The 1941-nt window shown below is 67.2% G+C and carries 2 protein-coding genes; one reads left to right on the top strand and one right to left on the bottom strand.

Features of this window, described 5'->3' with window-relative positions:
* The coding region (locus ABZD10_RS15445) for a phosphoadenosine phosphosulfate reductase (protein WP_372887891.1) at nucleotides 1–857 on the bottom strand (857 nt) is incomplete at its 3' end.
* Between the two features lie 165 nt (nucleotides 858–1022).
* Between ABZD10_RS15445 and ABZD10_RS15440 the strand changes: the two genes are divergently transcribed.
* A complete protein-coding gene (locus tag ABZD10_RS15440; RefSeq protein WP_372887889.1) occupies nucleotides 1023–1931 on the top strand; it encodes an AAA family ATPase in 909 nt (302 codons plus the stop codon).
* The last annotated feature ends 10 nt before the right edge of the window (nucleotides 1932–1941 follow it).

The raw sequence follows: 1941 nt of genomic DNA, 5'->3' as shown, positions 1-1941 counted from the left end.
TTGGCGCACAGAAGCGCGGTCAGCCAGACCCGGTCGCTCTCCAGAAGATGCGAGCGCAGGTGGCGCAGATAGGGCAGGAAATCGCGGCGGGTGCGGATCAGCCGGGCAAAGCTCTGCACGGTCAGCCGGCCGACGCTGGCCTGGGCGAGGATGCGGAACAGCAGCTGCATCTCCAGCAGCGCCGCCTCCAGCGGGCGGCCGAAATCGGGCACCGGCAGCAGCTGGACATTGGCGCGCCGGAACAGGGCGGCATGCATGGCGTCCAGCGGCGCGTCGCGGGTATGGATGACGAAAGCCTGGCAAGCGGCCTCGATCATGTCGGGGGCAAAGCCGTAGCGGTCGTTGAAATCAAGGCGTCGCGCACCGGGGTAGCGCCGGTCCCAGCCGGTCAGCCGTGGATCGAGCGTCGCCTGCGGGTTGAGCGCCACCACCCTTGCCCCGGGGGCGGCCACCGAAAAGGCGGCGGCGGCATAGCCGCAGGGGCCGGCGCCATAGAAGATCACGGTTTCGAAATCGTCAAAGAACCCGTCGTCGCCGAGCCGGTCGAAATAGCCGTAGACCGCCGGATCGCGAAACCAGCTGTCGCCCTGCGACAAGAGGCACAGATGCGACCAGCCCAGTTCGCGCACCAGCTCGAAGCCCAGCGGCTGGCCGGTATCACCGCGTTCGGCGATGCCCGCGATGGTTTCGAAGGTGACCAGCAGAATCGGCTTGTCCTCGACGAAACTGGCCCAGTGATCGCCGCCCAGCGGCTGGAAATGGCCATGCTCCTCGGCGATCTCCTCAAGCCGCGCCAGCCAGTCGGTTCCCGCAAGACCCAGCATCGGAGTGTCGAAACCGTTGGGACAATCCTGCATCTGCTCTTTCCTCTGTGATCCGGGGGCGGGCGGGCACCGGCCCGGCGTCCTCCCTATGAAGGCTTTGCGGCAAGAATAGGGAGCCGGGCCGGAAATCGGTGGAAACTGCCGCTTGACCCGGGACCGGCCCCTCGGGCAGCCTGACCGCGACAAAGCGAGGTGGCGATGCAGAGCCTTAACTCAATAGACGATGTCGAAACCCTGCTCGGCGGGCAGGGTTACATCTGCGACCGGGCGCTGGCCACGGTGCTGTTCCTGGCGCTGCGCCTGGGGCGGCCGCTGTTTCTCGAGGGCGAGGCCGGGGTCGGCAAGACCGAGATCGCCAAGGCGATTGCCGCCGGGCTGGGGCGACGCCTGATCCGCCTTCAGTGCTACGAGGGGCTGGATGCCGCCTCGGCGGTCTATGAATGGAATTTCGCTGCCCAGATGGTGGCGATCCGCACCGCCGAAGCCAGCGGCACGGCCGACCGCGAGCTGCTCAATGCCGAACTCTTCGGCCCCGATTTCCTCGTCGAAAGGCCGTTGCTGCAGGCGATGCGGCCGCAGGCCGCCGGCGCCCCGGTGCTGCTGATCGACGAATTGGACCGCACCGACGAACCTTTCGAGGCCTTCCTGCTCGAGGCGCTCAGCGACTTCCAGGTCACCATCCCCGAGATCGGCACCATCGCGGCGCCCGAGCCGCCGATCGTGATCGTGACCTCGAACCGCACCCGCGAGGTGCATGACGCGCTGAAGCGGCGCTGCCTCTACCATTGGGTCGACTACCCGGATTTCGACCGCGAGATCGCCATCCTCGAGGCGCGCGCCCCCGAGGCCGCCGCCGCGCTCAGCCGCGAGATCGTCGCCTTCGTACAGCAATTGCGCACCGAAGACCTGTTCAAGAAACCCGGCGTCGCCGAAACCATCGACTGGGCCAAGTGCCTGCTGGCGCTCGACGTGCTGACCCTCAGCCCCGAGACCATTTCCGACACTTTGGGCGCGGTGCTGAAATACCAGGACGACATCGCCCGCTTGCAGGGCTCCGAGGCGCAGCGGCTGCTTGATCAGGCCCGCGCCACGCTGGCCCCGGCCTGATGCTTTCTCT

The sequence above is a fragment of the Shimia sp. genome (assembly GCF_041624275.1).
Classification (GTDB): Bacteria; Pseudomonadota; Alphaproteobacteria; order Rhodobacterales; family Rhodobacteraceae; genus Shimia.
The sequence above is the reverse complement of the archived record's forward strand: the minus strand, read 5'-3'. Positions and strand labels throughout refer to the sequence as shown.

Bases quoted from the DNA above. Each gene is read 5' to 3' on its own strand.
- ABZD10_RS15440 (WP_372887889.1), top strand. From the start codon at position 1,023: ATGCAGAGCCTTAACTCAATAGACGATGTCGAAACCCTGCTCGGCGGG.